Here is a 25,546-nt window from a genome sequence, read left to right as displayed (position 1 = left end):
AGCACCAATTTTGTCTATTAACAAGACGTAACCCTGATGTATCTTCGACGAAACCACTGAACTCACGTCCTTCCGGAGTCCCTTGTGGAGCGAGTTGTCCAGTTCGTCGGCCCCCGTGATGTCGAAATCGCCGAGCACGAAAGCGCACCACTGCCCGCCGGGCACCTCCGGGTACGCACTCGCTATTCCGGCATATCGGCGGGCACGGAACTGACCGCCTACCGGGGGACGAACCCCTACCTCACTCGCACCTGGGACGCCGAGGCCCGGCTCTTCCGCGACGGCGCGGCCGGCATCTCGTACCCGGTCGTCGGCTGGGGCTACTCCGAGGTCGGCGAAGTGGTTGAAGTCTCACCGGAGTTGACCGACCGGCCGGACGTGCCGGCCGTCGGCGACCTGGTATGGGGCATCTGGGGGCATCGCAGCGAGGGCATCGTGCCCGCCGAGCGGCTGGTCGGACACACCCTGCCGGCCGGCCTGGAGCCGCTGGCCGGTGCGTTCGCCCGGGTGGGCGCCATCGCGTACAACGCCGTGCTCGGCGCGGGCATCAACCTCGGCGAGGACGTGGCCGTCTTCGGGCAGGGCGTCATCGGCCTGCTCACCACTCGCCTCGCCCAACTCGGCGGAGCCCGCGTCACCGCCGTCGACGCGCTCGACATCCGCCTGGAGGCCGCCCGGCAGTACGGCGCCGAACGCACCCTCAACGCCCGCACCGACGCCGTCGCCGAGCGGATCAGGGAAGCGACCGGCGGCCGCGGCGCCGACGCCGCCATCGAGATCAGCGGCGTCTACCCCGCACTGCACGAGGCGCTGCGCTGCGTCGCCGTCGACGGCCGGGTGGTCGCCGCCGGCTTCTACCAGGGCGACGGCGAAGGGCTGCGCCTCGGCGACGAGTTCCACCACAACCGCGCCCAGCTCATCTGCTCCCAGATCGGCGGCGTGCCCCCGCACCTGGCGGGCCGCTGGACCGTCGAACGCCTCCAGCAGACGTTCCTGCGGCTGGTCGCCGAAGCCAAGGTGGACGTGAAGTCACTGGTCAGCCACGTCATCCCGGTGGAGGACGTGGCCGACGCCTACCGACTGCTGGACGAGCGCCCGCACGAGGCGCTGCAGATGGTGCTGGAGTTCTGAGCCGCCGCACCCACCGCCCGGCTTCCGGTACACCGCACCCACCGCCCGGCTTCCGGTACACCGCACCCACCGCCCGGCTCGGCACGGATGGCCAACGCAGGTCCGTACGCCACGCTCCAACACGTAGAAAAGGCCCGAAGCATGTTCAAGACCGCCTGCCAGGAACAACTCCTGCCGGGAGACACCCTCCAGCGGAAGTGGGAGTTCGCCCGGGAAGCCGGTTACGACGCCATCGAACTGCGCGGCAAGGGAGACTTCCACTTCCGCGACCGGCTCCCGGAACTGCGCAGGGCCGCCGCCGACGGCGTCGTCATGCCCACCGTCTGCGTCGACATGCTGCACTTCCTCGGCGACTTCGACGACGACCGGCGGCGCGACGCCGTGGCACAGATGAAGTCCCAGCTGTCGGTCATCGCCGAACTGGGCGGTGCCGGCGCGCAGACCCCGGCCTCGTACGGCATGTTCTCGCGCCGCCTGCCGCCCTTCGAGCCGCCCCGCGACGAGCGCGCCGACCGCGACGTCCTGCTCGCCGGACTCACCGAGCTCGGCGAGCACGCCCGCGCCGAAGGCGTCACCCTCTTCCTCGAACCGCTCAACCGCTACGAGGACCACATGGTCAACCGGCTGGAGCAGGCCGCCGACCTGATCCGCGAGGTGGGACTGGACTCGGTCCGCATCGGCATCGACAGCTACCACATGAACATCGAGGAGGCCGACCCCGCGGGCGCGATCCTGGCCGCTGCGCCCTTCATCGGCCACGCCCAGGTCAGCGACTCCAACCGCTGCCAACCCGGTGCCGGGCACCTGGACTGGGCCGCCTGGCTGGGCGCGCTGGACGCCGCCGGGTACCAAGGCCACCTGGCCGTGGAATGCCGGCTGACCGGCGACCCGGTACGGGCCGTACGGTCGATCCCGCCCTTCCTGGCGAGGGCCGCCGGATGACTCCGCCGCCACCGACCGCGACCCCGGCACCGCTCCGCACACCGGCGAGCGCGCCGGCACTACCGGCGGACCGGCACACCCTGCGCCGCGCAGCCCGCCGCGTCCTCCTGCGCAACTGGACGGGCGCCGCCACCGTCCCCTCACACGGCCTCTACCCGCACCAGTGGAGCTGGGACTCGGCCTTCATCGCCATCGGCCTGCGCCACCTCTCGCCGCTGCGCGCGCAACGGGAGCTGGAGACGCTGCTCGGCGCGCAGTGGGGCGACGGGCGCGTACCGCACATCGTCTTCAACCCCGCGGTGCCGCTGGACGCCTACTTCCCCAGCCCGGACTTCTGGCGCTCCAGCACGGCCGGCGCGGCCGCGGGCGCGCCCCGCGGGCTGGAGACCTCGGGGATCGTCCAGCCGCCCGTGCACGCGCTGGCCGCCTGGCTGGTGCACCGGGCCGACCCCGCGCTCTCCGGCGGCAGGGGCTTCCTCGCCCGGGTGTACCCGCGCCTGGTCGCCTGGCACCGCTACCTCACCGAGCAGCGGGACCTGGGCGGCGGCGGCCTCGCGGCGATCGTGCACCCGTGGGAGCCGGGCATGGACAACAGCCCCTGCTGGGACCGGCCGTTGGCACGCGTCGAGCCCGCCCCGCCCGGCGCGTTCCGCCGCGCGGACCTCGACCACGGTGCCGCCGCCGATCGCCCCACCGACCTCGACTACGGGCGCTACGTACGGCTCGCCACGGACTACCGCGACCGGGGCTACCGGGACGGCACCACGCCCCTCCGGACGCCCGGCCCCGCCTTCGCAGTCGAGGACCCGGGCGTCAACGCCCTGCTCATCGCCTCCGAACACGCCCTCGCCGAGATCGCCACCGCGCTCGGCACCGACCCCGCCCCGCACCGGCACCGCGCACGCGCGCTCACCTCGGCCTTGCTGGAGCGGCTGTGGGACCAGGACGCCGGCCAGTTCCTCTGCCGGGACCTGATCGCCGGAGAACCGCTGCCCGAGCGCAGCGCGGCCGGACTCCTCCCGCTCCTCGTCCCCGACCTGCCGCGCGCGGTGGTACGGACGCTGCTGGACACCGTCCGCGGCACGCACTTCGGCCTCGGCACCACGGTCCGGCTGCTGCCCAGCTACGACCTGCGCGGCCCCGCGTTCGACCGGCACCGCTACTGGCGCGGGCCCGCCTGGTCCAACGTCAACTGGCTGATGGAGCGCGCCCTGCGCCGGCACGGAGAGCGCGCCGCCGCCGACGCGCTGCGTACCGCGATCCTGGACGCAGCGGCCGCTTCCGGCTTCGCGGAGTACGTCGATCCGTACACGGCGGAGGGGCGCGGCACCCGCGACTTCAGCTGGACCGCGGCCCTGGCCCTGGACCTGCTGGCCGCTCCCGGCCCGGGCGACGACGACCACCGTGCCGGAACCGTCCGCCACGGAGAGGGGGAGCGATGACCTCGACGGACCAGCGGGTCCTCGTCCACGACGGCACCTTCGCCGTCCTCGGCCCGGCCGGTGACGTCACCGGCGTACGGGGCACCGCACCCGACGGCCTCTTCCTGCGCGACGCCCGCCACCTGAGCCGCTGGCAGCTCACGGTCGACGGCGCGGCCCCCGCCCTCCTGGTCCCGACCACGGCGGGCGGTGCGACGCAGCCGCTCACCTCCGTACTCACCCCGCACGGCACCCGCGACGAACCGCCCGCCTACACCGTGTTCCGCGAACAGGCCGTATTCTCCGGCACGTTGATCGAGCGCATTCGCCTCACCAGCAACCGTGGCGAGGCCACCACGGCGACCCTGGAGATCACCGCGGACGCCGACTTCGCCGACCAGTTCGAGCTGCGTGCGGACCACCGCTCCTACGCCAAGCCGCACACCGTCCGCACCCGCGAAACACGCGCGGACGGCGTCGAGTTCGGCTACCGGCGCGGCCCGTGGCACTCGCGTACGACGGTCACCGCCCAGCCCCGGCCCGACACGGTTGGCAAGGAACCGCACGACGGCCGGGCCCGAGTGTTGCACTGGCGCCTGGAACTGCCCCCGCACGGCGCCGCCGAGCTGCGGCTGCGGGTGACGGCACACCCGCACGGCGCTCCGCAGCCGGACGCTGACCGCACCGGCGACGCGGACCCGGCGGCGGTGGCACACCGGCTGGCCGCCGAGGTCGCCGACTTCGCCGGCACCGCGCCCCTCGCACCCCTCACCATGGGGCCGCACGGGGCACACCGGTCCGAGCTGGACCGCGCCTGCGAGCAGGGCCTCGTCGATCTGGCGGGCCTGCGGGTGACCGTACCGGGGCCGGACGGTGAGGCACTGCGCGTGCCCGGCGCCGGCGTGCCCTGGTTCCTCACCCTCTTCGGCCGGGACTCCCTGCTCACCTCCTTCTTCGCCCTGCCGTACCGGCCCGAGCTCGCCGAGGCCACGCTGCTCGCGCTCACCGCGGCGCAGGCGACGGCGGCCGACCCGGCACGGCTCGCGCAACCCGGCAAGATCGTGCACGAGATCCGCCACGGCGAACTGGCCTTCTTCGACCAGGTCCCGTACGGGCGCTACTACGGTTCGGTGGACGCGACCCCGCTGTACCTGGTGCTGCTCGACGCGTACGCCGAGGCGGCCGGCGCCGCCGGGACGGAGCTCGCCCGCAGGCTGGAGGGGCCCGCTCGCGCGGCCGTGGAGTGGATGTTCCGGCACGGCGGCCTCGACACCGACGGCTACCTCGCCTACCGGGCCCACGAGGGCGGCCTCGCCAACCAGAACTGGAAGGACTCGCCCGGCGCCGTCTGCGCCACGGACGGCACCCGCCCGGCGGGGGCCGTGCTGGTCGCCGAGGTGCAGGGATACGCCTACGACGCGCTGCGCCGCACCGCCCGCCTCGCCCGCGACCTGTGGGGCGACGAGCCCTACGCAGCCCGTCTGGGAACCGCGGCCGAGGCCCTGCGCCGGCGGTTCGCGGCCGACTTCTGGATGGCCGACCGGTCCTTCCCCGTGCTCGCGCTGGACGCTACCGGCCGCCGAGCCGACGTCCTGGCCTCCGACGCGGGCCATCTCCTGTGGTCCGGCATCCTGGACCAGGAAGCGGGGGAGACGGTGGGCCGGCGACTGCTGGAGCCGGACTTCTTCTCCGGCTGGGGCGTCCGCACGCTGGCCGCGGGCCAGCCGCCGTACCACCCGCTCTCCTACCACCGCGGCAGCATCTGGCCGCACGACAACGCGGTCATCGCCCTCGGCCTGGCCCGCTACGGGCTGCACAAGGAGGTCCACACGATCGCAGACGGCCTGATCGAGGCCGCCGCTCTGCACGGCCACCGGCTCCCCGAAGTCCTCGCCGGCTACGACCGCGACCGCCACCCGGCGCCGGTCCCCTACCCGCACTCCTGCTCCCCGCAGGCCTGGGCGGCGGCCACCCCGCTGGCGTTGCGCACCGCGGTACGCAACGCCGGGCCGGAAGCGGCCCCGGACGGCTGACCTCAGCCGTCCAGGCCCGCCTCCCACGCGAGCTGCCGTAGCGCACGGTCGCTGAAGAGGTGCCGACCACGGTCGAGCAGCCGCCCCACCTCCGGGTCCCCGCGCCGCTCGTCCGCGGCCGGGCGCCAGCGCCGGACGGCGTGCTCGGCCCGGACACGCAGCTTCACGTCCGGGTCTGCCAGAAGTCCGACGGCGGCACGGAGCGCCATGACACCACCGTGCGCATCGAGCAGACGGAAGGCGGCGCTCCGTAGGTGGCGCGGCCGCTCCGGACCGGTACGGTCCAGCAGCAGGTCGGCGGGCAGCTCCGCAGCCGATGGCAACAGCGCGACGGTCACCTCGCGGACGACGGCGGGCACCGGGTCGTCGAGCAGCGGCAGCAGCGTCGTGGTGGCCGGACTGCGGTCCACCGCCCGCAGTCCGGCCACGGCCTGCGCCCGCACCGCGCCGTCCGGGTGGGCGAGCAGCGACCGCAACAGGCCGGCGTCCGCGCGGTCCCCGCACTCGGCCAGCCCGATCACCGTGCCGGGCAGCAGCGCGGCGTCGTCGGCCCCCGTGCACCGTGTGCGGTACCAGGTCGTCGGATCGCCGCCGTACTGCCGCACGACGTACCGGGCGCAGGCGCGTACCACGGCGGACCGGTCGTTGAGGAAGCGCTCCGCCTCCTGCGGACGCCCCGCCCGTCGCAGAGCGGTGACCCCCGTCGAGCGGGTACGCGGGTTCCGCGCGGCCAGCAGCGGCGTGAGCACGTCGTCGTACGTGTTCCGGTCCACGTCCGCCGTGGCGGCGAGTGCGGTGAGCGTCGCGTTGGCACACAGGTCCTGAACGACGTTGTCCTCGTCCCGGGCGGCGGTGCGCGCCAGGTCGACGGGGCCGAGGCGGCCTTCCGCCACGGCCAGCCGGTAGGCGAACCGCCGTACGCCGCGATCGGGCGCGGCGAAGAGTGCGGCGAGCCGGCCCTGAGGGGCACCCTGCAGGACCTCTTCGAGCAGTTGGACACCGAAGGCGCCGCGGTCCCGGCGGCCGACGCGCAGCAGCAGGGGCGCGAGGTCGGCGGCGTTGTTAACGTCCAGCGTGTCGCGCAGCAGTTGCCGGGCGTACCGGCGCAGCGGTGCGACCCAGTCGGCGCACCGGATCACGACCAGCGGCAGCAGCCCGGGGTGCTGCGCCGCCCGACGCACCGCCGCCTCACGGATCCACCCGTTCCGGTGGCAGAGCGCGACGGCGAGCCCGGACTCGCCGGCCCGCATGAGATCCCTGGGCAGCGGAGCATCCCACTCCAGTTTCCACTCCCATTTCGGCACCGACTCGTCCGGCCGGCACCGGCGCACCTGCCGCACCCCTGCGTCCAGTGCGAGCCACTCACCGGGATCGGCGACGTCCAACACCTCTTGCAGCGGCTCCCCCTCGGCCAGTCGCGCCGCTGCCGTCGCGCCACGCCGCACCTCGTCCTCGGCCATTCCCGCCCCCGTTCCCGCCGGCCGTACCCGTTGATCGTAGAGCGCGGGGTAGGCGCAGGGCACGCGAGTATCTCCCTGCCCGATCAGCGGCGGAGCACCGTCCGGCCGGGCCCCGAGAAGGGAAGAACATGGCGAACACCGCGCTCCTCGTGATGGACGTCCAGCAGGCCATCGTGGACCTGGCGGGCAACGGATCCGGATACCTGGCGCGACTGCGGCGCGCGATCGACGGCGCTCGTGCCGCCGGCATTCCCGTGATCTACGTCGTCATCGCCCTGCGCACGGACCGGCCGGAGGTCAGCAGCCGCAACAAGGCGGTCAGTGCCGCCGCGCGGGCCGGCCTCTTCACCGAGGACGACCCGGGCACGGAGATCCACCCCGAAGTCGGGCCGCGCCGGGGCGACATCGTCATCACCAAGCGGCGGACGAGCGCCTTCTCGGGCAGTGACCTCGACCTGGTCCTCAGGTCCCGCGACATCGACAGCCTCGTCCTCACCGGCATCTCCACCAGCGGCGTCGTGCTCTCCACCTGGTGCCAGGCCGCCGACCTGGACTTCGCCCTCACGGTCCTGACGGACGCGTGCCTGGACCTCGACCCCGAGATGCACCGCTTCCTCACCGAGAAACTCCTCCCGAGGCAGGCACACGTCACCACGGTGCAGGAGTGGCTCGCGGGGTGACGATGACACGCACGACACGGTGGTCGGAGGCGTCGGTGGAGTACTCGGCACGCTGCCGCACCGAGGTGTCGACGTCACCGCCCACCGCTCGATGTCATGCCGCACCTGCCGGGAGCACCACGTTCACCTTGGCCGCGCCGTGTCCCTGTGCCCGCGCGGCGGCGAAGGCGGCCGGCGCGTCTTCGAGGGGGTACGCCGTGCGCAGGCAGTGGTCCACCTCGATCTCGCCCCGCGCGATGAGATCGAGCGCCGTACGGAACGAGGTCAGTCCGGGTTCGCTCTGCGCACCGTTGACCCACTCCATGGTGAGGCGCTTGCGGAAGGCCCGGTCGACCGGGAACGGTGCGTCACCCGGGCGTTGCGGATAGCCGAAGAGGCCCAGCGTGCCCGCATCACGGGCGGCCTCGACGGCGGCCTGCCGGCAGTCGTCGCCACCGGCCGCCTCGACGACGAGATCCGCTCCACGCCCGTCGGTGGCATCGAGCACCTGCGCCACGAACGGCGAGGAGCCGGCCGGGCCGAGCACGGTGTGCGTGGCACCGAGCCGCGCTGCCTCGCGCAACCGGTCGGCGTTGAGGTCGCATGCGACGACGGTCGTGAAGCCGCGCCGCAGCAACTGCTGGACGAAGAACAACCCCGAAGAACCGGCACCGATCACCGCGGCGCACCCGGCGCCGCGCGTCCCGGGGTGCCGCAGGAAGCGTTTGAGGGCGAAGACCGTCGTACCCAACTGCTGCGCCGGCAAAAGTCGTTGGGCGGGAACATCCGCGGGCAGCGGCACGACGTGAGCGGCATCGATCGCTACGTACTCGGCGAAGCAGCGGCCCGACCGCCCCGGCGGGACCGTCAGCACCCCGGTACCCGGCGGGAAGGCGGGGGTGTGGCTGTCCAGCACGACGCCGACGCCCTCATGGCCGGGCCAGCCGGGCGTGCCGAGCCACTCCGGATCGTGGAAACCGTCGAAGACCTTACGGATGTCCGACCCGCACACCGAGGCGTGCGCCAGCTCCACCAGTACCTCGCCCGCACCGGCGGCCGGAGTGGGGAATTCGCCCACCTCGACCCGCCCGGGCTCCGGCACGAAGGCCGCGCGCATCCGAGGTTTCCAGCCCGCCATGCACCTCAGCTCCCAGTCCACGCAGGGAGAGGTACGCAACGCAACGGAGCGCAGCCTCTCCGGGTGTCCCCGACCGACGGTCAGACGTTACCTGCAACTTTCCGCGGAGGGGGGAGGGTGAGCAGAGAGGCGAGGAGAAGGAGGTGACGAATCGCTGTAACCGCTGTAACCGCTGTGACCGGTGTCCTTGTCCGGCGTTTTCAGTCAGCGCCATGGCGAGTGGAGCGCCGCTGGGTGCCTGGTTGCCTGGTTGCCTGCTACTTGGTGAGCGAGGCCGTCAGCATCGGCAGGGCACGGTGGAGTTCGCGTTCCCAGTATGGCCAGGTGTGGGTACCGGGGCCGTAGAGGTCGGCCGTGACACGCAGGCCGTGGGCGCGGGCCTGTGCGACGTACCGCTCCGACATGCCGCCCAGCCACTGCTCCAGCGTGTCCGGCTGGGCGTCCGGCGGGTCGAGCGGTCCCGGCGTCCCGTTGCCGGTGGAGACGAACACCGGGAAGCCGCGCGGGAGTCGGCGCAGCACGTCGTACGGGTTGTGCGCCCGCCAGATGTCGGCCTGGGCGTGCGGATCGCCCCACAGGGCCGTCGGGTCGTCGGTGTATCCGGCGACGACGTCCAGGAGCCGCTGCGGATCGGCGCCGGTGTCCACGACGCCGCTGAACGAGGCGGCCGACCGGAACATGCCCGGGTGCCGCCCGGCGTACGACAGGGCGCCGAAGCCGCCCATCGACAGCCCCGCGACGGCCCGCCGGCCGTTCGTCCGGAGGGTGCGTTCCACCAGCTGGCGTACCTCGGTGAGGTGGAAGGTCTCCCAGGCGGGCGTGGCGCCCGCGCCGTGGTTCCACCAGTTGCTGTAGAAGCCCATCGGGCCGCCCTCGGGGAGCACGATCAATGCCCGGGTGCGAGCGGTGGCCCGTACCACGTCGGTGTTGTCCGTCCAGGCGCGCCAGCCCGGCGTGCTGTCGCAGCAGCCGTGCAGCAGGTACAGCACCGGCAGCCGGCGGTGGTCCCGGTCGTAGCCGGTGGGCAGCAGCACCCGGGCGTGCCCCTCCCGGCCGAGGGCGGGGGAGTGGATGGTCAGGTCGAGGATACGGTCGTCGACGCGTTCGGCGGCGGTGAGGTAGGCGCCGTCGTCGGCCCGCACGCCCGGCGACGCGTCGGCGGGGGCCGAGGCCCGGGCGGACGGCGTCAGGAGCATGCCGGTGCACAGGAGCAGAAGGACGGTGAGGAGGGAACGGGCGATGCGGCGACGCGCCGGTCTGCGGCGTCCTGTGGCGGGGCGACGTGACATGGGTGGCTGCTCCTGTCCGTTGCGAACGGCTACCGGGTGAGGGCACGGCCAGTGCTGACGACGTTGTCCCGCAGGGGACTTGGCGAAGCTAGAGCCGAGTGGGGCGGGAGTCAAGGGTGCGGGCCCGGCGCTGCCGGCGCCGGCCCGGGGAGTTTTCCGGAATTCCCGCTGCCGTTTTCTTGTCTGGCGTGGGAATTGACGGAGCGGTGTCCCCTTTACCGTGCGCGAGTCGTCGCTTCGGCACATCGATCCGCGGCACACGTACAACCATCTTCCTGGGTCGCTGGTCTTCTTGGGTAGTCGGAGATTTCCGCGGGGTGGGGTCGTTCCACATTACCGTCAGGGTTGCCGCGCGGGTTCTTCGGAAAAGTCGCGCACTTATGTGTGAATCCCAGGAGGTATTCCGTCGTGAGATATGCCAAGCGCGCCCTCGTTGGGCTGACCTGTGCTTTTGCGCTCGTTCCGGCTGGCGCCGCAATGGCCGGCACCGGTCCGGCGCCCGCCCCGTCGGAGCGGAGCCTGGCCAAGTCCACCGCCCCCTCGGCCACCGGAAATCCGCTCAGCGCAAAGGCGCAGGCGGCCGGTGTGTGCAGCGATGCCTACGCGATCGGTAACACCGGATACATCACCCGGCAAGGCGTGAAGATCGCATCGGTGAAGCAGTTCTACTCCCCGAAATGCCAGCAGAACTACGGCTACCTCTGGGTCTGGGATTCCTTCCGGGCCAAGGCCGGCGACTATGACGTCAGTACGTCGATCTACAGCTACTCCAAGGACGAGATTCTCGGCACCCGGACCTGGACGAACAGCACCGCCCAGGAATTCTGGTCCAACGGCACCGCCACCGTGAAGGCCTGCACGGCGGGCATCGGCTCGCTGCGCCAGGCCGGCGACCCGGTCGCCGCCCAGGGGGCCAGCTCGAAGCGCTGCTGACCCCGCGACGGGCCTCGGCGCCACGCAGGTCCGTATGCCGTCGCCTGCGTGATGGTGCGTCATGTGCCCGGTGGAGGGATGACCCTCCGCCGGGCACGACTGCTGCGCGTTCGCCGGGCTCCGAAGCGTCATGTGCCCGGCAGGATCACCGTCACCCCGGAGCCCGGCGCCGCACCCATCGCCGCCAGGGCGGCCGGCGCGGCGTCCAGCGGAAGGGTCGCCGTCGTCAACAGGTCCGGGCGCAGGACTCCGGCCCGGACCAGGTCCAGCATCGGCGGATAGGCGTGCGCCGCCATGCCGTGGCTGCCCAGGACGGCCAGCTCCAGCGCGACCACCCGGTCCATCGGCACCGGTACGGCCTGCGGAAGGAGCCCGACCTGTACGTGCCGGCCCCGCCGCCGCAGGCTGCCGACCGACGCCGCGCAGGTCTCGGCCGAGCCCAGCGCGTCCAGCGAGACGTGGGCGCCGCCACCCGTCAGCTCGCGCACCGCCGCCGCCGTGTCCGCGGTACGCGAGGCGTCCACGCACTCCGCGGCACCGCACTTCCGCGCCAGGTCCAGCGCGGCCGGCGACAGATCGACCGCGACGACCCGCGCCCCGGCCGCTGCCGCGATCATCACGGCGGACAGCCCCACGCCCCCGCATCCGTGCACCGCGACCCACTCGCCCGGCGCCACCCGCGCCTGTGCGGTCACGGCCCGGAACGCGGTCGCGAACCGGCAACCGAGCGAGGCCGCGGTGGCCGAGGACAGTTCCTCGGGCACCGCGATCAGGTTCACGTCCGCATGATCGAGCGCGACGAACTCGGCGAAGGAGCCCCGGTGGGTGAAGCCGGGCTGCGTCTGCCGCTCGCACACCTGCTGGTCGCCCGCCGCACAGGAAGCGCAGCTTCCACAGGCGCAGACGAAGGGCACGGTCACCCGGTCGCCCGGGCGCCAGTTCCCGACGCCCGCCCCCACCTCCGCCACCACTCCGGCGAGTTCGTGGCCCGGTATGTGCGGCAGCGTGATGCCGGGGTCGTGGCCCATCCAGCCGTGCCAGTCGCTGCGGCACAGCCCGGTGGCCTCGACCCGCACGACCACGCCGTGCGGCGCCGGTACGGGGTCGGGAACGTTCCGTACCTCGGCCGGTTGCGCGTATTGCTCGAACACCACAGCTCGCATGGGCCCCGCCTCTCCTCGGAAGGTCGTCGTCCCGATCATGGACGCGCAGCACCGGCCTTCCCGCCCCGGCTAACCGCTATCCGTGATCCGGCGGGCGAAAACCCCGGCGCAACCGGTGCGGAAAGTTCAATAGACTGACAGAACGATGAAGATGACGGGGGCAGGGGTTGCAGACACCACGCAGGTGAGGCTCGGGGGACACGGAAGGCGAGGAGCGGTGGGGGCGCTCCCGTAGTCCGAGCCGATCACCGCGGTCAGCGAACGACGGTGCCGTACAGCGGCCGAGGGCGTCCTGACCGCTGCCCCGGCGCCCCGACGACCGAGCTTCCGACGGACCACCGGGCCGAGACCCGGTGCACGCCGTGCCCGCGCCGATACCGACCGATACCAGTGAGGTGTGCCTGACCATGATCGAATCCGCGAACGCCGGGGGCGTCGACTCGCCCCGCGGCAGTTCCCCCGCACGTGCCCCCGTGCTGATCGCCGTGCTCGTCGTCTCGGCCTTCGTGATGATCCTCAACGAGACGATCCTGAGCGTCGCGCTCCGCGACCTCACCGTCGACCTGTCCATCTCCACCACGACGGTGCAGTGGCTGACCAGCGGCTTCCTGCTGACCATGGCCGTGATCATTCCGATCACCGGCTTCCTGCTCGAACGTTTCACCGCGCGCCAGGTCTTCCTGGCCTCGCTGACCCTGTTCAGCGTGGGCACGCTCGTCAGCGGCCTCGCCCCCGGGTTCGGCGTGCTGATGGCCGGGCGCGTGATCCAGGCGTGCGGTACCGCCGTCATGCTGCCGCTGCTCATGACCTCCGTGATGCGCCTCGTCCGGCCGGAGAAGCGCGGCGCGACGATGGGCACGATCAGCATCGTCATCGCCGTCGCCCCCGCCGTGGGCCCGACGGTCGGCGGCGCCGTGCTCGCCTCGCTGGGCTGGCGCTGGATGTTCTGGATCGTGCTGCCGCTCGCCGTGGCGGCGCTGGCCGCCGGCGCGGTCCTGATGCGCCTGGACAGCGAGACGCGGCAGGTGCCGCTGGACGTGCTGTCGGTCGTGCTGTCCGCCGTCGGCTTCGGCGGCGTCCTGTACGGCCTGGCGTCCGTCGGCGAGTCCGGCGGCGGGGCGCACACGCTCCCGCCGTGGATACCGATCGCGGTCGGCCTGGTGTCGCTGGGCGTCTTCGTCGCCCGTCAGCTGAGGCTCCAGCGGGCCGACCGCGCCCTGCTCGACCTGCGTCCGTTCAGGACCCGCGCGTTCAGCGTGGCCCTGGTCCTCTCGGCGCTGCTGTTCATGTGCCTGCTGGGCGTCGGGTCGATCATGCTGCCGCTGTACCTCCAGACGGTGCTGGGCGCCAGTACGTTCGTCAGCGGTCTGGCCGTCCTCCCCGGCGGCCTGCTGCTCGGCCTGCTCGGCCGCCCGGTGGGGCGGCTGTTCGACCGCTTCGGCGCCCGCCCCCTGGTGATCCCCGGCGCGCTCGCCCTGGCCGTGTCGCTGTGGCTCTTCACGCTCCTCGGCCCCCACTCGCCGCTGGCCGCGGTCATCGCCATCCACATCCTGCTGATGGCCGGGCTCGGGCTGATGATGACGCCGCTGATGACGGAGTCGCTGGGTGCGCTGCCCGATCACCTCTACTCCCACGGCAGCGCGATCCTCTCCACGCTTCAGCAGGTGGCGGGCGCGTTCGGTACGGCCGTGTTCGTCACCGTCGCGTCGCTGAGCACCTCCGACCCCTCGGGCGCGCCGGACGCCGGAGGCCTGCGTACGGCGTTCATGGTCGCCGGAGTCATCGGCCTGCTCGCATTCCTCGCGTCGCTGTTCGTCAGCCGCACCGCCCGGCCCGTCCGGCTGGACGCCGCCCCGGCGGCAGCGGGCACGATCGAGGCGGACGCGGAAGCCGACGGAGCGGGGACGACCCCCGTCCGGGAGCCTGCCCCCACCCACCTCGACAAGTAACGGGCACGGCAGGCGCCCTCGCGGGCGAGCGGGCACGCCCGGGCGCGTACGTCGAAACGACGGAGCCCCGGGGCGGCGGTCGGTATACCGCCGCCCCCGGGGGCCGGCATCGTCAGTGCGGCTGCGCCGCCGGCTCCAGGACGAAGACCGGGATCTCGCGGTCGGTCTTCTTCTGATAGTCCGCGTAGTCCGGGAACGCCTCGACCGCGATGGCCCACCACGCGGCCTTCTCCTCCCCGGTCACCTCGCGCGCCACCATGTCCTGGCGCACCGGGCCGTCCTGGAGCTCCACCCGCGGGTCGGCCACCACGTTGTAGTACCAGACCGGGTGCTTGGGGGCCCCGCCGAGGGAAGCGATCACGGCGTAGCGGCCCTCGTGCTCGACGCGCATGAGCGGCGTCTTGCGGATCTTGCCGCTCTTCGCGCCGATGGTGGTCAGGATGACGACCGGCAGGTCCCGCCGCTTCTCGTCGTCCGGGCCGACCATGGGGCGCAGCGTCGTCCCCTCCGTACCACCGGAGCTCTCGTACAGCTCCACCTGGTCACGTACCAACTTCGTGCTGCTCGGTTCGTACTCGCCCTTGAGCGGCATGTCACCATCTCCCAGCTCTGGAACACTCTTCTTCTGCGTTTCCTGGTCCCGTACAACGCACAGGGCGGATCCGATCATCCCTGGCGTCGGCCGCACCTGCTCCGTCCTGGCGAGGGTGCGCGCGTGGGCGGCCCGGTGCGGACGGCCGCCCTGACGAACCGTCCGACTCCGACGACACAACCTATCGGGCGCACCCGGGCGCTGCGCGCAATCGAGCCGGGCGTGGCCCTGCCGTCAGCCACGCGTGAAGGCGCTCGTGTCGAGACCCAGCCAGTCGTGCAGTCCCTGTTCGCCGGCGGGCAGGATGCGGACGACCCGGCTGTTCGGCGCGCGTTCCACCCAGGCCGCTCGATGCAGCGGTCGAGCAGGGCGGCCCCCACGGCCCCCGACAGGTGGTGACGCTGCTCGGTCCAGTCCACGCAGTACCGCACCATCCGCCTGCGGCTCTCCGGAACCGTCACGCCGATCGCCGCCGGCACCTCCCACGTTCGCCGTCATCGAGGCGGGACACGCCGGCTGGACCGACCCCGGTGCCCTCGCGGCGTCGGCCCTGTTCGTCCTCTGCGGCGGCGGTTTCCTCGTGGTGGAGAAGCGGACCGCGGACGCCGATGGTGCTGGGTCTCGGACTGGGCGTGCTGGGCTTCCTGGGCCTGCTCCTGGCCGGCCGTACGACGCCCTACCCGGCCCTGGTTCCGCCGCTGGCCGCCATCCCCGGCTTCGGCACCGCCCTCACGATGCCGGCCGCGGTCGCCGCCGTGGTCGAATCGGCTCCCGCACACCGCGCCGGGCTGGCCTCGGGCGCCTTCAACGCGGCCCGCCAGGTCGGCAGCGCGGTGGGCGTGGCGCTGCTGGGCGCGCTGATCACGCCGGCATCCGCCTTCCTCCACGGCATACGCATCGGCCCACTGATCAGCGCGGCCTGCTTCACCGCCGGAGCCCTCCTGGCCCTGCGCGGTGTGGAGCGTCAGCCGTACGCCTTCACCAGCGTGTCGTAGGCCTCGTAGACGGCTCGTGCCCTCCTGAGGTCCCGCACCGTGGCATCGGGAATGGCGCGGAAGTACGAGCAGGCGGTGACCTGGTGGGCGACGATGTACTCCTTGATGACGGGAGCGTTGATGCCCGGATAGTCCTCGGCATGGATCAGGATGTCGTCGAATATCTGGGGGATACGGCGGGCGAACTCTTCGATGTAGACGTCCCAGTCACCGTCGAAGGACGTGGCGAACATCAGGCGCGTGTCGTCGTCGAAGAGGACCCACCGCGCGTCGTGCAGCGTGCCGATCTGCTCGGTCACCTGCCTGCTGAGCTGGTCGAACGACCTCTGCTGGAAGATGTCGCGGAGCAGTTTGCCGTGACCGGGCTTGACCTTGAAGAAGAGGGTGAACTCGGAGGTCCGCCCGTCGATCGCGCCCGGCCGGGCCGGTTTCTCGGGGTGTGTGGTCATCTTGGGTCCCTTCTCGGCGATGGGCTGGGTGCGCCGCCTCGGTGCGGCCGGCCCACGGCCTTCCGGCCGGCGGCTCAGTGGTCGAGGCCGGCGATCCAGTGCAGGGCACGGATGCCCGGCAGGAAGAGGTACTCGCCCCCCTTGGTGACGACGAAGCGGGGCAGTTGCTCGTACTGGTGGCGGCGGGCCCGCGCGGGCAGCGGAACGGTGAAGGTCCTGGCCCCCTCGCGGTTGCCGGTGAGCGGGTCCTGCTCCGTTTCGAGCCCGGCGAAATTGCCGTCGTTGGCCCACTGCCGCTTGACGAACTCGAATTGCCGGCGGATGTCGGTGCCCATGAAGAGGAAGACGATGCCCCGCGCGGCGCCGTCGTCCGTCAGCTGCCCTTCGGGCAGTTCGGGGCCGTAGGTGGTACTGCGCCGGAGGATGCAGTGGCGGAGCACGTCCACGGAAACCCCCGGGGAGTCACGGGGGTTCATGCGCCGGATGTGGGAGCCGACCGGGCAGCGCCGGCCCTCGGGATCCTGCTCGCGGTAGCTGAAGTCGTTGTTGCGCGCGGCGTCCGCGGCGAGCACGGGGTCGTCCTGCGAGGGCGCGAGCACCAGGGGGGCTCCGCTGCGCCAGCGGCCGACCATCTTGGCCGCCAGCAGTTCTTCTTCCGCGGCCGAGGAGGCGTTCTCCTTGAGGTAGCGGCGGAACTCCGCGACCCGCACGTGCAGTTTGCGGAAGGCGACGTAGGTGCCGTTACGGCGCAGTGCGTCCGGCAGGGGCTGCGTGGCGAGTACCCCGTCCTGGTCCGGGTAGCCGAGTACGAACTCGCCGGCCTTGACCGCGGGACCGGCGCCGGGCGGATCGCCGTAGTGCCCCGGGCCGGCAGCGCCCGCCCGGTCGTCCCGGGGCGCACCGGTGCCTTCGATGTTCGGCTTGCCGATGTTGTCCACGAAGCCCAGGTGCGTGCGCCCGCTCGGCAGCTGCGCGGCTTCCAGCCGGTGGAGCAGCTGTACGTCGGGCAGGCCGCGCAGGGCTTCCCGTACCGTCTCCACCAGGGAGTCGCACGCGGCCCGGTCCGCGGCGAAGGCCGCCACGACGAGGTGGACGTCGGGGCTGCCCAAGGGGGCGTCCCAGTGCTCGGGGCTGCTCTCGCCGGTGTCCCCGAGCCGGGCGGCGCGGTCGGCCATGCCCGCGATGAACTCCGCCGGGAAGCTGTCCAGCGACTCCTGCCGTACTCCCAGCGCCCGCAGCCCGGAGTGGCTCAGCGCGACGCCCAGCCACGCGCCGCCGGGCGGATCCCACCACCGGGCAGCCGAGGCGACGTGCGGCAGCAGGTGCGCGAGCAGCCGGCGGCCGTCCGAAGGGGTATCGATGCGCAGCAGCAGGTAGCTGCCGACGTAGGGGCCGGGGCGCTTCCGCAGCATGGCGCCCTGGATGTCGGCCAGCTCCAGCGCCTGCGGTGCGGACGGGTCCGTACGCTCTGCCATGGCGATCCGTCTCCCTCCTCCTCTGCGGTGCGACCGGCTCGCGGTTCAGGGCCCGGTGGCGGGCCCGGGCACTTCGGGCGCCGTCGTGGTCGGGCCCGGTGCCGTCAGCGGCAGCACCTCGTCCGCGGTGCGCGGCTCGCGCCGTTCCTGGTGGTTGAGCCGGTGGCGCAGGAGGGAGGAGCGGCGGTACGCCTCTTTGCGGGCACGCATGATGCTGCCCAACGGCCGGTGGGCGGCGGGTACCCGCCAGGGTGTGAAGGACAGGGCGTCCATCCGTTCCAGGTTGTCCGGGCCGGAGATGTCCTGCGCGGGGAAGCGGAGCCTGGCCACCGTGACGTAGGGGGACCGCCACTCCGGCCATTCGACCGTGAGGTCCTCGACCGGCATGTGGTCCGGGTCGGTGCAGAGCTGGACCTGGATGTCGAAGACGTAGGGCCGCTCGCGCAGTTCGGCCACCAGCGCGGGCCGGAAGAACTCGGCGGTGGCGGCGGGGGCCATGCGCCGCTCGACGACGGCGGCCGCGCAGGTGGGGTCGGGTGCCAACCGCACCTTGGCGATGTGGTCGCCGTGCCGGACCGCTCCCATCGTCGTGTAGGTCGACAGCAGTACGTTCACCATGGGCCGCTGGGCGAGGGCGAGGAAGGCCAGCAGCTCATCCCATGCCCATTCGTCCGGCGGCAGGGCGCCCATGCCGGTCACGTAGTCGTGGTAGAAGCGGTGCCGACCGTGCCTCCCCTCCGTGAAGTAGGCCCCGGCCCGGAAGAAGAGCTCCTGGACGAAGAGGTAGTGCCGGACGGTGCTGCAGAAGAACACCGGCGAGTTGATGGCGTTGTAGTCGAACGTCCGGCTGTCGGGCTCGTCCTCCAGCAACGTCGGACCGTCGACGTCGAACATCTTGAGCGCCAGCCCTACGGCGCCGCCCAACCGGTGGTCGGGCCCGGGGTGCGCCGAACCGTTGGAGAACCGCACCAGCGCATCGTGCCTGCCCGGGGCCGCGTAGATGCCCTGTGCGTACTCCTTCGGAAGCCCGTCGAGGATCTCCACTTCGCCCCGGACCAGCCCGTACCCCTTGGCGTGCGCCTCGCGGAGCGCGCGGCCGGCCCCGTCGGACGTCAGGGAGCCGGTGATGTGCTGCTCCAGCTTCGCGAGCACCGTCCGCACGTTTTCGTCGAAGTCCGGTTCGACGCTTTCGACGTCCGGTGAATAGGCGATGAAATGCAAGGACATGAGCCGACCGCCTTTCGTCTCCGAGGCCGCTACGGCTCTCCCCGAGACCTCCTGGGGGTGCGGTGTGCTGCGGACCCCACCGGACCGGAACGGAACGACACGCACGTCCGACAGGCGTCCTGCCGGTCCCACCGTACTCACGCGGGAAGCGTCGGCGACAGGTCGAAAAGTGGACCGGGGGACGAGGTGCGAAGTGGGGTCGCAGGACCCGTCGGTGGGATACGGGGAGAACACGGGGAGAAGGGCCCTGCCGGTAGCTGTCCGTTGCGTGTCGATGGGTGCCGTTGGGTGTCCGTATGGCGCCGTCCGGGTTAACTTGTGAGGGATTGCCACGCGGGGAGGCAAGAATGGGCGATCACGGAACACCGGGGGCGTTGCGTTTCGAGGCACTGGGCCCGCTGCGGGTGTGGCGGGACGGGGTGGAGCTGGACGTGGGGCCGGTGCAGCAGCGGGTGGTGCTCGCCGTGCTGCTGCTGCACGCGAACCGGCCACTGTCGCGGGAGAAGCTGATCGATGCGGTGTGGGGCCCGGCGGCTCCGGGGCGCGCGGTGAATCTGGTGCAGCGGCACGCCGCCGGGCTGCGCAGAGTGCTGGAGCCGGACCGGCCGGCCCGTTCCCCGTCCCGGCTGCTGACCTGGACCGAGAGCGGTTACGTGCTGTCCGTACCGCCCGGCGCGCTGGACCTGGAGGCCGTCGAGGAGCACATCGAACGGGGGCGGCGGGCGCGGGCCGCCGGTGACTGGCAAGCGGCGGCCACGGCGCTGCACGGTGCGTTGCGGTTGTGGCGGGGGCAGCTGTGCGAGGGCCTGGCCGGACCGTTGCTGGACGCCGAGCGCGACCGGCTGGAGGAACACCGGCTCAGCGTGCTGGAGGAACGCATCGAAGCCGACCTCGAACTGGGCCGGCACGCCTCGGTGGTGGCCGAGCTGGCCGCGCTGGTACGCGAGCACCCACTGCGCGAGCGGCTGTGCGAGCGGCTGATGGTGGCCCTGTACCGGTCGGGGCGGCAGGCCGAGGCATTGGCGGCGTACCGCACCACCCGGACGCTGCTGGCCGAGGAACTGGGCATCGAACCCGGCCCCGAACTCCAACGACTGGAACAGGCGGTACTCAACGCCGACCCCACCCTCACCTCGCCCGCGCATCCGCAGTCCCCACCGCGTCCGGTGCCGTGCCTGCTCCCCGGCGATGTCGCGGGCTTCACCGGCCGCGCCCGGCAACTGGCGGAACTGGACGCGCTGACGAGTCCGGACCCGGCGTCGACGGCCGCGGTGATCTGCCTGGTCACCGGCGCCCCGGGGGTGGGCAAGACGGCCCTGACGGTGCATTGGGCGCACCGCGTACGACAGGCTTTTCCCGACGGGCAGTTGTATGTGAACCTACGCGGCTACGACCCCGAACAGCCCATGGCCGCCGGGGAGGCGCTCGCCCGGCTGCTGGCCGCCCTCGGGCTGGGCGGCCAGGACATCCCCCTGGACGTCACCGACCGCTCCGCCCGGTACCGCAGCGAACTGGCCGGGCGCCGCATGCTCGTCATCCTGGACAACGCCGCGACGCCCGAGCAGATCAGGCCGCTGCTGCCCGGGACTGCCGGCTGCTCGACCCTGGTGACCAGCCGCGACGCCCTGCCGGGCCTGGTGGCGCTGCACGGCGCCCACCGCATCGAGCTGGACCTGCTGCCCGCCGAGGACGCGCACGCCCTGCTGCACCAGCTCATCGGCCCGCGAGTGGAGGCCGAACCCCGGGCCGCCGGCGTACTGGCGGACCGGTGCCGCCGGCTGCCCCTCGCCCTGCGGCTCACCGCAGAACTGGTCACCGCGCGCCCCCACCAGAGCCTGGCCGAACTGGCCGCCGAACTGGGCGACCGGGTACATCAGTTGGACCTCCTCCACGACGACGAAGATCCCAGTGCCGACGTGCGCGCGGTGTTCTCCTGGTCGTACCAGCGCCTGCCCGGCGAGGCCGCCCGAGCCTTCCGCCTGCTGGCCCTGCACCCCGGCCCCGACTGGAACACCCACGCCACCGCCGCCCTCACCCGCACCACGTCCGAGCAGGCCGAACTGCTGCTCGACCGGCTGGCCCGCGCCCACCTCATCCAACCCACCGGCACCCACCGGTACGCCATGCACGACCTGCTGCGCGCCTACGCAGCCGAACTGGCCGCCGACATCGATCCACCCGCCGACCGGCACGCCGCGCTGACCCGTCTGTTCGACCACTACCTGGCCACCGCCATCACCGCGACGACCACACTCCACCAGCACCGGGTGGACCGGCTCCCGCTCCCCGCCCCGTCCGCGTCGGCCACGCCCATGCCGTCGATCGACGGTCCGGAGGCGGCACTGGCCTGGCTGGACGCCGAACGCACCAACTTGGCTGCCGTCTGTGCGCAGGCCGCCAGCCACGGCTGGAACAGCCACGCCGTGGAACTGGGGACCACGCTCTTCCGCTACCTGGACACCGGCGGACACTACGCCGACGGCCTGGTCATCCATACGCACGCCGAGCAGGCCGCCCGCCAGATCGGCGATCGTGACGGCGAGGCCTCCGCCCTGACCTGCCTGGGGTATGTCTACTGGCGGCAGGGCCACTTCGCGCGCGCCGTCGACCACCACGGCAGAGCGCTGGACCTCTTCCGGCGGACCGGCAACCGCGACGGCCAGGGGTCCGCACTGTCCTACCTGGGCATGGTCCACTGGCGCCAAGGTCACTACCAGCGCGCCGTCGACGACTACGAGCAGGCATTCGGCCTCTTCCAGCGGACCGGCAACCGGTACGGACAGGCCTACGCACTGCTTCTCCTCGGCCTGGTCCACTGGCGGCTGGGCCGGTACGAGCGGGCCGTCGACGAGCACCGCCGGTCCCTGGACCTCTTCGAGCAGCTCGGCGACCGGAACGGTCAGGCCTACGCACTCACCCACCTGGGCCTGGACCACTGCGAGCAGCGGCGCTACCGGCAGGCCGTCGACCAACTCCGCCGGGCGCTGGTCCTGTTCCGGCGGACCGGCAATCGCGACGGCCAGTCCTACACACTGACCCACCTGGGCCTGGTCGACTGCCACCAGGGCCGCTACGAGCAAGCCGTCGACCACCACCGGCTGGCCCTGGAGCTGGCCCGGCAGACCGGTTACCGTGCCTGCGAGGTCGAGGCGCTCAACGGCCTGGGCGAGGCCTTGCGGGCGAGCGGCGAAGCGACAGCGGCGCGTGCCTCGCACGCGGACGCGCTGGCCAAGGCGGTGGAGATCGGGGAACGTTTCGAGCAGGCCCGCGCGCACGAGGGCATCGCCGCCCTCCACCACGCCACCGGCGACCTGCACCGCGCCCGCCGGCACTGGGAGTACGCCCTGAGCCTGTACGCCGGCCTCGGCGTCCCCGCCGCCGACACCGTGCGCGCCCAGCTGGCCGCTCTCGACCGCGAGGGCCTCGTGCGCAAGGAAGCCGACCCGGCTCCGCACCCCTGACGGAGCGACCGGCCCCGGGCGTTGTAACCGCTGCTGCAACGAGTCCTGCAACGCGGGCGGGAACGATGGGGTGCACAGACCGACGCAGGGTCAGGAGGCACCACCATGAGCAACGCGACGCAGCTTCGGACCAGCGCCAGGTGGCTGCCCGCCGGAGACCCGCGGTCGCTGCCGCGGCTGGACGCGGAAGTGGCGGGCCGTAACGCGGCAGGCGAGGACGTGCAGGTCGTCTACAGCGCACGCGGCGACAAGTTCATGATCGTCCCGCGGACGAAGGGCCAACGGCGCTGAGAAGCCGGACGAAGGGCCAACGGCGCAACGGCGCTGAAAAGCACTACGCCCTAGTGCGTATGGAAGGGTGGCACACCCCACCATAGGATGGATTCCGGTCCATACCAGCGTCGGCACGCGTCCGGCGTTCACCTGCATGAATCTTCCGCGCAAGGGGGAAGCATGCGACTCATCTTGCAAATGCGGCCGGAACGCGACGTCGTGGCAGCCGTCATCGATCCGCATGTCACCACTCCGCCGGCCGCGGACGTGGCCGGGCCGATTCCCGGCCTCGCCCTCGATGCCGCCTTCACGCCGGTCCCCGTTCCGCAGCCGAGGCCGGCCACGCCCGGCGGTGATCCGCTGTCGCTGGAGCAGCCGCTCGTGTTCTCCATGGCCCCCGAGGACGCCAGCGTCCTGGTCCGCGGTGAGGTCCAGGACTACGACGTCGCCAGCCGGCTGTCGGCGCTCGCCACAGCACGGCCCGACATCGTCGGCATCTCCTCCGACCCCGTCGTCGAGACCATGCCGGTCTGCGGCGGCGCTCCCGTCGGGGACTGGCACGACGTCGAACACGCCGTCACCGACGAGCTCAAGAGCGAAGGGCTCGACGGCCGGAACGTCGCCCTCGCCGTCGTCGACACCGGCATCAACGTCGACCACCTCGGGCAGGTGCTGGGGAGCACCGCAGCGGTCGACGCCGAACGCAGTTGGAAGCCGGCCGGCGTCAACGAGGCCTTCGGCCGGTTCCCCGTGGCGCACGGCACCATGTGCGCCTTCGACGCGCTGATCGTCGCCCGGCGCGTCGCCCTCCTCGACCTCCCCGTGCTCCGTGCCGCCCGGCAGGGGGCCACGGTCATGGAAGGGCTGCTCTCCGACGCGATCGCCGCCTACGCTCACCTGAGGGCACTGCTGGAGGCGGTCCCGCCCGAGCAACGCCCCGGGCTGGTCGTCAGCAACAGCTGGGGCTCGTACAGTCCGCGGTGGGACTTCCCGCCGGGGCATCCGGGCAACTACTCCGACAACCGCGCCCACCCCTTCAACCTCGCGGTGGCCGCCCTGGAGAACGCCGGCGCCGACATCCTCTTCGCCGCGGGCAACTGCGGCCGCGACTGCCCCGACGGCCGGTGCGCCTACCCCGACCGGCCCATCACCGGCGCCAACTCGCACCCCCGGGTGCTGTCCGTGGCCGGCGTCGACACCCGAGGCGCCCGGGTCGGCTACTCGTCCCAGGGCCCGGGCCGGCTCAGCCAGCGCAAGCCCGACGTCGCCACCTGCACCCACTTCGCCGGTTCACAGGCGTTCGGCCCGGACAGTCCCGACTCCGGCACCTCGGCCGCCTGCCCGGTCGCCGCGGGCGTCGTCGCGGCCGTCCGCACGCGGCTGTCGCCGCAGGACCTCTCGCCGGCCAGGATGCGCACCCTGCTGCGGCGTACCGCCAACGACGCGGGTGTCGCCGGCTTCGACTACGACCACGGTTACGGCATCCTCAACACCGCGGCGATCGTGGAGGCGCTGCGCCGGCGCAGCAAGCACACCGCCCGATCGTAGGAGGCCCATGGCTCCCGGAAGCCGCACCGCCCTCGTCACCGTGACACTGCCGCCGGGCAGCACGCTCCAGGATGCCCAGCGGCGGCTCGGGCTGGCCGACGACGAGGTCGATGCGGGGTACGGCCTGGTGTCCATCGACCCTGCCCGGAACCTCTTCGCCCTCATGGTGACCGAGGAGGCCGGCTCGCGCATCAAGGGGCTGCCCGGCACGCAGGGCCCCTACGCGAACCCCAGGATCCACCCCTTCGGCCCGGCCCGACCGGACGACGAGTGCGGCGACGGCGACGACGACACGACAGGCTGACGGCCACTCCGCCCGGCGCACCTCCGTCACCCGACGCATGACAATCCTGTGCGGCACTTCCATGGCCTCAACTGCCCTTCATAGGACTCCGTTCGCGCTGCAGTGAGGACTGCAACGAGCCCTGCAATGCCCCGCAGCACGATGAAGTCGTCGCCGCGGAGGCTCCCGGAGGGCAGCGGGGGGACTGCTCTCCGGGTCCGTGCCGAAAGGCATCGGAAGCATCCGCGGCGCACGGCAGACGTCGGACAGGAATGCAGAGGCCGGTGAGATGCGAATCAATGTGACCGCCCCGGAAGGGCGCGCGCGTGCCGCCGCGCTCGTTCCCACCGAGGCGACCCTGGTCGCCCTGACCACCGCTTTCCGCACGCTCAGGAAAGCAGCACCCAGGCAGCCGTTCGCCACCCGGCGTCCCGGGTTTCCCCGCCCGGCCGGTCCGCCGCGCTGGGAACGGGGCAGTGACACCCCCATCGTCCTGGTCTCGGGGTACCTCTCCCCGCTGGGATGCTGGGACGCCCTGCTGCCCCGGCTGCACGCGAACGGCTACCGGAACACCATCTGCTTTCCCTACGACTCCTTGCGCGCGGGGATTCCGGAGATCGCCGAGGCGCTGGCCGTGAAGGTGTCCGATGCCACCCGGGCCGCCGGAAGTGCCGGCGTCCATCTCATCGGATACAGCATGGGCGGGCTGATCATTCGGTATGCCGTGCAGCGACTGGGCCTGACCGGCGACCCGGTCAGCGTCACCACCGTCGCGACGCCGCATCGCGGTACGCCGCTCGCGTACGCGGGGGTCGGCCCGGCCGCGCAGCAGATGCGGGTGAATTCGGAATTCCTCCGCGGACTGCCCGCGATGTGTTCGAGCGGCCGGGTCCGCTGGTCCCTCATCGGGTCGCCCACCGATCGGGTGGTCCCGGTGTCCAGCGCGACGGACGGACACCACGTCGATTCCCTCAGCCTTTCCGGCGGCGGCCACCTCGGCATCCTCGACTCTCCGCAGATGGCGGACGCGGTGCTGAACCACTTGGAGCTCTTCGAATTCGAGCAGGCCCTCGCCGCCAGTTGCGTCTGACACCACAAGCGCCCTACGTACGGAAGGCCCTGCAA

Annotated in this window: 21 protein-coding genes; 13 read left to right on the top strand and 8 right to left on the bottom strand. The window is 72.3% G+C overall.

Annotated features, from left to right (window positions below; all coding sequences use genetic code 11):
* Positions 1-84: 84 nt before the first annotated feature.
* The 4 genes from IF20_RS01815 (at position 85) to IF20_RS01800 (ending at position 5,527) form a co-directional block, all read left to right on the top strand.
* Positions 85-1,131 (top strand): zinc-binding dehydrogenase, encoded by a 1,047-nt coding sequence (locus tag IF20_RS01815; protein ID WP_052863097.1) that lies wholly within the window; start codon positions 85-87, stop codon positions 1,129-1,131.
* A 141-nt stretch (positions 1,132-1,272) separates the two neighbouring features.
* On the top strand, positions 1,273-2,073 hold the full coding sequence (locus IF20_RS01810) for a sugar phosphate isomerase/epimerase family protein (RefSeq protein ID WP_052863096.1): 801 nt from the start codon (positions 1,273-1,275) through the stop codon (positions 2,071-2,073).
* Complete coding sequence (locus tag IF20_RS01805) at positions 2,070-3,515, top strand: MGH1-like glycoside hydrolase domain-containing protein (protein ID WP_052863095.1); 1,446 nt, start codon at positions 2,070-2,072, stop codon at positions 3,513-3,515. The genes IF20_RS01810 and IF20_RS01805 overlap by 4 nt, the downstream gene beginning before the upstream one ends.
* On the top strand, positions 3,512-5,527 hold the full coding sequence (locus IF20_RS01800) for an amylo-alpha-1,6-glucosidase (RefSeq protein ID WP_052863094.1): 2,016 nt from the start codon (positions 3,512-3,514) through the stop codon (positions 5,525-5,527). The genes IF20_RS01805 and IF20_RS01800 overlap by 4 nt, the downstream gene beginning before the upstream one ends.
* A 2-nt stretch (positions 5,528-5,529) precedes the next feature.
* Here IF20_RS01800 and IF20_RS01795 read toward each other — a convergent pair whose 3' ends face one another.
* On the bottom strand, positions 5,530-6,987 hold the full coding sequence (locus tag IF20_RS01795; protein ID WP_199896446.1) for a HEAT repeat domain-containing protein: 1,458 nt from the start codon (positions 6,985-6,987) through the stop codon (positions 5,530-5,532).
* 128 nt (positions 6,988-7,115) lie between these two features.
* Between IF20_RS01795 and IF20_RS01790 the strand changes: the two genes are divergently transcribed.
* Complete coding sequence (locus IF20_RS01790; RefSeq protein WP_052863093.1) at positions 7,116-7,667, top strand: cysteine hydrolase family protein; 552 nt, start codon at positions 7,116-7,118, stop codon at positions 7,665-7,667.
* Between the two features lie 94 nt (positions 7,668-7,761).
* On the opposite strand, the gene IF20_RS01785 is transcribed toward IF20_RS01790, so the two are convergent.
* Together IF20_RS01785 and IF20_RS01780 are read right to left on the bottom strand one after the other, a co-directional pair.
* A complete protein-coding gene (locus IF20_RS01785; RefSeq protein ID WP_110943702.1) occupies positions 7,762-8,784 on the bottom strand; it encodes a zinc-binding dehydrogenase in 1,023 nt (340 codons plus the stop codon).
* 257 nt (positions 8,785-9,041) lie between these two features.
* Positions 9,042-10,073, bottom strand: a complete 1,032-nt coding sequence (locus IF20_RS01780; RefSeq protein WP_052863091.1) for an alpha/beta hydrolase — start codon at positions 10,071-10,073, stop codon at positions 9,042-9,044.
* 408 nt (positions 10,074-10,481) lie between these two features.
* Between IF20_RS01780 and IF20_RS01775 the strand changes: the two genes are divergently transcribed.
* On the top strand, positions 10,482-11,006 hold the full coding sequence (locus IF20_RS01775) for a hypothetical protein (RefSeq protein WP_199896445.1): 525 nt from the start codon (positions 10,482-10,484) through the stop codon (positions 11,004-11,006).
* 128 nt (positions 11,007-11,134) lie between these two features.
* Here IF20_RS01775 and IF20_RS01770 read toward each other — a convergent pair whose 3' ends face one another.
* A complete protein-coding gene (locus tag IF20_RS01770) occupies positions 11,135-12,169 on the bottom strand; it encodes a zinc-dependent alcohol dehydrogenase family protein (RefSeq protein WP_052863089.1) in 1,035 nt (344 codons plus the stop codon).
* Positions 12,170-12,576: 407 nt separating this feature from the next.
* Between IF20_RS01770 and IF20_RS01765 the strand changes: the two genes are divergently transcribed.
* Complete coding sequence (locus IF20_RS01765; RefSeq protein WP_110943701.1) at positions 12,577-14,118, top strand: DHA2 family efflux MFS transporter permease subunit; 1,542 nt, start codon at positions 12,577-12,579, stop codon at positions 14,116-14,118.
* A gap of 112 nt (positions 14,119-14,230) precedes the next feature.
* Here the strand turns inward: IF20_RS01765 and IF20_RS01760 are convergent, their stop codons facing one another.
* Entirely contained in the window at positions 14,231-14,710 is a 480-nt protein-coding gene (locus IF20_RS01760) for a nitroreductase family deazaflavin-dependent oxidoreductase (protein WP_052863088.1), read from the bottom strand.
* A gap of 392 nt (positions 14,711-15,102) precedes the next feature.
* On the opposite strand from IF20_RS01760, the gene IF20_RS01755 reads away from it, so the two are divergent.
* Positions 15,103-15,705: an MFS transporter gene (locus IF20_RS01755; RefSeq protein WP_324605544.1), complete on the top strand. Its 603-nt coding sequence runs from the start codon at positions 15,103-15,105 to the stop codon at positions 15,703-15,705.
* Here the strand turns inward: IF20_RS01755 and IF20_RS01750 are convergent.
* The 3 genes from IF20_RS01750 to IF20_RS01740 all read right to left on the bottom strand — a co-directional run bounded on the left by IF20_RS01750 (position 15,675) and on the right by IF20_RS01740 (position 18,856).
* Positions 15,675-16,154: a hypothetical protein gene (locus IF20_RS01750; protein ID WP_052863086.1), complete on the bottom strand. Its 480-nt coding sequence runs from the start codon at positions 16,152-16,154 to the stop codon at positions 15,675-15,677. The genes IF20_RS01755 and IF20_RS01750 overlap by 31 nt on opposite strands.
* A gap of 74 nt (positions 16,155-16,228) precedes the next feature.
* On the bottom strand, positions 16,229-17,629 hold the full coding sequence (locus IF20_RS01745; RefSeq protein WP_052863085.1) for a Dyp-type peroxidase: 1,401 nt from the start codon (positions 17,627-17,629) through the stop codon (positions 16,229-16,231).
* Positions 17,630-17,674: 45 nt separating this feature from the next.
* A complete protein-coding gene (locus tag IF20_RS01740; protein WP_052863084.1) occupies positions 17,675-18,856 on the bottom strand; it encodes a catalase family protein in 1,182 nt (393 codons plus the stop codon).
* 347 nt (positions 18,857-19,203) lie between these two features.
* Between IF20_RS01740 and IF20_RS40410 the strand changes: the two genes are divergently transcribed.
* From IF20_RS40410 to IF20_RS01715, 5 genes are all read left to right on the top strand, one after another.
* Complete coding sequence (locus IF20_RS40410) at positions 19,204-22,317, top strand: AfsR/SARP family transcriptional regulator (protein ID WP_199896444.1); 3,114 nt, start codon at positions 19,204-19,206, stop codon at positions 22,315-22,317.
* 105 nt (positions 22,318-22,422) lie between these two features.
* A complete protein-coding gene (locus IF20_RS01730; RefSeq protein ID WP_052863082.1) occupies positions 22,423-22,608 on the top strand; it encodes a hypothetical protein in 186 nt (61 codons plus the stop codon).
* Positions 22,609-22,770: 162 nt separating this feature from the next.
* A complete protein-coding gene (locus IF20_RS01725) occupies positions 22,771-24,138 on the top strand; it encodes a S8 family serine peptidase (RefSeq protein WP_052863081.1) in 1,368 nt (455 codons plus the stop codon).
* 7 nt (positions 24,139-24,145) lie between these two features.
* Positions 24,146-24,442 carry a hypothetical protein gene (locus tag IF20_RS01720; protein WP_052863080.1) on the top strand — a complete coding sequence of 99 codons (297 nt, stop codon included), beginning with the start codon at positions 24,146-24,148 and terminating at the stop codon, positions 24,440-24,442.
* Positions 24,443-24,710: 268 nt separating this feature from the next.
* Positions 24,711-25,511 carry an esterase/lipase family protein gene (locus IF20_RS01715; RefSeq protein WP_110943699.1) on the top strand — a complete coding sequence of 267 codons (801 nt, stop codon included), beginning with the start codon at positions 24,711-24,713 and terminating at the stop codon, positions 25,509-25,511.
* Positions 25,512-25,546: the final 35 nt, after the last annotated feature.

Origin of the sequence: Streptomyces niger (genome assembly GCF_000718305.1) — a bacterium.
GTDB classification, from domain to species: domain Bacteria; phylum Actinomycetota; class Actinomycetes; order Streptomycetales; family Streptomycetaceae; genus Streptomyces; species Streptomyces niger.
This window is presented reverse-complemented; position numbering and strand designations above follow the sequence as displayed.